The sequence below is a fragment of the Nocardia sp. NPDC050408 genome (assembly GCF_044458905.1).
Classification (GTDB): Bacteria; Actinomycetota; Actinomycetes; order Mycobacteriales; family Mycobacteriaceae; genus Nocardia.
This window is the reverse complement of the sequence record NZ_JBITIL010000051.1, coordinates 1-4,377: the sequence shown is the minus strand read 5'-3', so window position 1 is coordinate 4,377 and position 4,377 is coordinate 1. Positions and strand designations below refer to the sequence as shown.

General features: G+C 64.7%; 1 protein-coding gene. It reads left to right on the top strand.

What is annotated here, in order from left to right; genetic code table 11:
* Positions 1-21: 21 nt before the first annotated feature.
* Positions 22-4,377 (top strand): type I polyketide synthase (locus tag ACIBJI_RS42480; RefSeq protein ID WP_397088847.1); only part of this gene is annotated, 4,356 nt, incomplete at its 3' end.

Sequence of the window (4,377 nt, the reverse complement as noted above, 5' to 3'; positions counted from 1 at the left end):
CCGGATGCCGTGCTGTTTCCGATGGTCAACCAGATCCTCGATGGCGCAGAGACAACGGCATTGACGAGTGCGGCTGCAACCGTGGTGGCGTTGGCGCGTCGAGGTCGAGCGGATACATCGGCTGTGCTGGGTGGGGTGGCCGGGCTGTTCGTGGTCGGCGCCGATGTGGACTGGGCCGCTCTGTATGCGGGTACCGGAGCCGAGCGAATCGACTTGCCCACCTACGCTTTTCAGCGTCGGCGTTATTGGATGGCCGAAGGTTCCACTGGCGGTGGTGGCGCTCGGGCGATGGGTCTCGCCGCTACCGGAAACCCCCTGGTCTCAGTGGTTTTCACGCAACCGGACTCCGACGCGGTGACTCTCACCGGCCGCTTGTCGGTGCAGACGCACCCATGGCTGGCCGACCACGCAGTTATGGACACCGTGCTTTTCCCCGGTACCGGCCTGGTCGAACTTGCCTTGCATGCCGGAGAACAGGTGGGCTGCTCGACTCTCGACGAGTTGGTCCTCCGATCCCCATTGGCACTGTCGGAGTCGGCCGGACTCGCGGTGCGCGTTGTGGTGGATGCCGAGGACGAGACCGGCCGTCGCGGGGTGCGGATCTTCTCCTGCTCCGAGGATGGTGTTGACCCAGGGGCGACTTGGGCGTTGAACGCCGAGGGCGTGCTTACACCGGGAATCGATAGTGCGCCTGTGGATTTGGTGCAGTGGCCGCCCTCTGGTGCGGTCGCGGTGGATATCGATGGTGTTTATGACTCCCTGGATGTGCAGGGTTACCAGTACGGTCCGGTGTTCCAGGCGCTTCGGTCGGTGTGGCGTGGATCCGACGGGCTGCTCTACGCCGAAGTCGAATTGCCTGAGCAGGCTCGGGCCGAGGCGGAGCGTTTCGGTCTGCACCCGGCATTGCTGGATGCGGCGTTGCATGCGTTGCGATTTGCCGGTGACGTGTCGGCGCAGGGGCCCGGGCTGGCGTTGCCGTTCGAGTGGTCCGGTGTCACGGTGCATGCGGCTGGGGCCGACGCGTTGCGTGTTCGTCTTGCTCGTGTCGGTGAGCATGGCGTCGCTCTGGATCTGGCGGATTCGACTGGTGCTGCGGTGGCGTCGGTGCGGCAGTTGGTTTCCCGGCCGTTTGATCCCGCGCAGCTCACGGCTAATGCATCTGTTGCCGGTAGTGGGTTGTTCCAGGTCGGTTGGGCACCGATTTCGGTGCGTGAGGGCGAGGTCGCCGCGGTAGCGTGGCCGGATCTCGGTGAGCGGGTGGCGCCGGTGGTGGTGTTGGACTGCCCGGCGGGTGATGATGCCGCTGCCATTCACGCTGCGACGCATGAGGTTCTGGAGGTTCTTCAGGCTTGGGTTGCCGATCATCGGTTCAGTGAGTCGGTTCTGGTGGTCCGGACCAGTGGTGCGGTATCGGTTGGTGGGGAGGACGTTACGAATCTGGCTGGTGCCGCGGTGTGTGGTCTGGTTCGTTCGGCGCAGGCGGAGAATCCCGGTCGGATCGTGTTGATCGACACCGATTCCGGACTCGATGGGTTGCTGGGTGGGGTGCTGGCTGCGGCGGAACCGCAGGTGGCGGTGCGTGATGGGCAGGTATACATTGCGCGACTCGCCCGCGTCGATTCCACTGCCGCGACCATTCCGGGGCCCGGCCCCTTCGATCCGGACGACACGGTTCTGATCACCGGTGCCAGCGGCTTCCTCGCTGGGTTGTTCGCCCGTTACCTGGTCGACGCCCATGGTGTGCGCCGGCTGTTGCTGTTGAGTCGCCGTGGTGAATCCGCTTCCGGTGCCACCGAGTTGCGGGCGGAGTTGCGGTCTCGCGGTGCCGAAGTCGAGTTCGTCGCCTGTGATGTCGCCGACCGTGTCGCGCTCGCCGAGGTCCTGTCAGGTGTACCTGCCGTCCATCCGCTCACCGGTGTGTTCCATATGGCCGGTGTGCTCGATGACGGTGCCATCGCTTCGCTGACCCCGGCTCGGATTGATGCGGTGTTGGGGCCCAAGGTCGATGCGGCCTTGCACCTGCACGAGTTGACTGCCGATCTGCCGTTGAAGGCGTTCGTGTTGTTCAGCTCGGTGGCCGGTGTGTTCGCCAGCGCGGGCCAGGGTAACTATGCCGCGGCCAACGCGTGCCTCGATGCCCTGGCGGCGCACCGCAGGGCATCTGGGCGCTGCGGCCAGTCTTTCGCCTGGGGTCTGTGGAACATGGACGGAGGCATGGCCGCAGAACTGAGCGACGTCGACCGGCACCGCATGTCTCGTTCGGGCATGCTGCCGCTGTCGGAGGAACAGGGTCTCGCGCTGTTCGACGCCGCCATCGAGATCGACGCGGCGGCTCCCGTCCTTGCCCGTTTCGATCTAGAGAGCATTCGCAGCGCGGGGGCCGCCGCACCGACACTGTTGGCTGGCTTGGTCCCCGCTCGCCGGAAAGCGGCCTCGGGCGCCTTCACGGCACTACGTGCTCGTTTGGCCAATACTCCCGACAATGAGCGCTTCGGTGTTCTCGTCGAGATCGTGCGTGGCCAGGTTGCCACGATTCTGGGTCATCAGAACGCGAATGCGGTTGCCGCGGATAAGGCTTTCGGCGAGCTGGGCTTCGATTCGGTCAGTGCTGTCGAGTTCCGCAACGCTCTCGAGAGCGTGACAGGTCTGCGGCTGCCTGCGACGTTGGTGTTCGATTACCCGACACCGCAGGCTTTAGCGGAGTATCTGGCCGATGAGTTCGCTGGTACCAGTCGGGATATCGAGGTTATTGCCAGCCGAGCTGTTGACGACGATCCGATCGCGGTGGTCGGAATGGCCTGCCGTTACCCCGGAGGGATCACTTCCCCTGAGGAACTCTGGGAATTGGTCCGTATCGGCGGGGATGCGATAACGACGCTCCCGGTCGACCGAGGCTGGGACATCAATGGCATCTACGATCCGGAGCCTGGCCGCGCGGGCAAGTCCTACACCCGGGAAGGTGGGTTCCTGCACACTGCTGCCGACTTCGATCCCGATTTCTTCGGGATCGGGCCCAATGAGGCCACGATGATGGATCCCCAGCAGCGGCAACTATTGGAAACGGCATGGGAGGCGTTGGAGCGTGCCGGTGTCGACCCGGTGGTGCTGCGTGGCAGCTCGACCGGTGTTTTCGCTGGTGTGATGTATCACGACTATGCCCAGGGCACCGGGAACAGTGCGACCGGCAGTTTGGTCTCCGGCCGCATCGCCTACACCCTCGGGCTGGAAGGCCCGGCGGTGTCGGTGGATACGGCGTGTTCGTCGTCGTTGGTGGCGATGCATTTGGCTGCGCAGTCGCTGCGGTCGGGTGAGTGTGATCTGGCGTTGGCCGGTGGTGTGACGGTGATGGCGACACCGGAGACCTTCGTAGATTTCAGTCGTCAGCGGGGTTTGTCGCCGGATGGTCGGTGCAAGTCGTTTGCGGATGCCGCTGATGGTGTGGGTTGGGCCGAGGGTGCCGGTGTGTTGGTGCTGGAGCGGCTGTCTGATGCCCGGCGTAATGGTCATGAAGTTCTTGCGGTGCTTGCTGGTTCGGCGGTGAATCAGGATGGTGCGTCTAATGGTTTGACCGCGCCGAATGGTCCGTCGCAGCGGCGGGTGATTCGGCAGGCGTTGGCGAATGCCGGATTGTCTCCTGCCGAGGTTGACGCGGTGGAGGCCCATGGCACCGGAACGACGTTGGGTGATCCGATTGAAGCCCAAGCGCTGCTTGCCACTTACGGCCAAGACCGGGATGCGGACCGTCCGCTGTGGTTGGGTTCGCTGAAGTCCAACATCGGTCACTCCCAGGCCGCCGCGGGTGTGGGTGGTGTGATCAAGATGGTGATGGCGATGCGCCACGGCGTGTTGCCGAAGACACTGCACGTCGATGCGCCCAGTAGCAAGGTCGACTGGTCCGAAGGCCATGTGCGGTTGCTGACCGAATCGGTGGCGTGGCCGGAGACGGATCGGCCGCGTCGCGCTGGTGTGTCCTCGTTCGGGATCAGCGGCACGAATGCTCACGTAATCGTCGAGCAGGTCCCGGCTGCAAAGGCGGCGCCGGTGGTGAAGACTGCCCCGGCTGTGCTGCCTTGGACGCTTTCGGCACGTAGTAGTGAGGCACTCACCGGCCAGGGCGCTCGGCTGGCGTCGTACCTGGACGGGCACGACCACGATCCGGTGGATGTCGGTTTCTCGCTGGCGTCGACGCGTGGTGTGTTCGAGCATCGCGGGGTTGTGGTGGCCGACAGTGGTGATGGTCTGTTGGCGGGTGTGCGTGCGTTGGCTGGCGGTGTGCAGGTGCCGGGTGTGGTGTCTGGTCGTGTGGTGTCGGGTTCGACGGGGTTGGTGTTTTCGGGTCAGGGTGCGCAGTGGGCGGGTATGGCCGCTGAGCTCCAT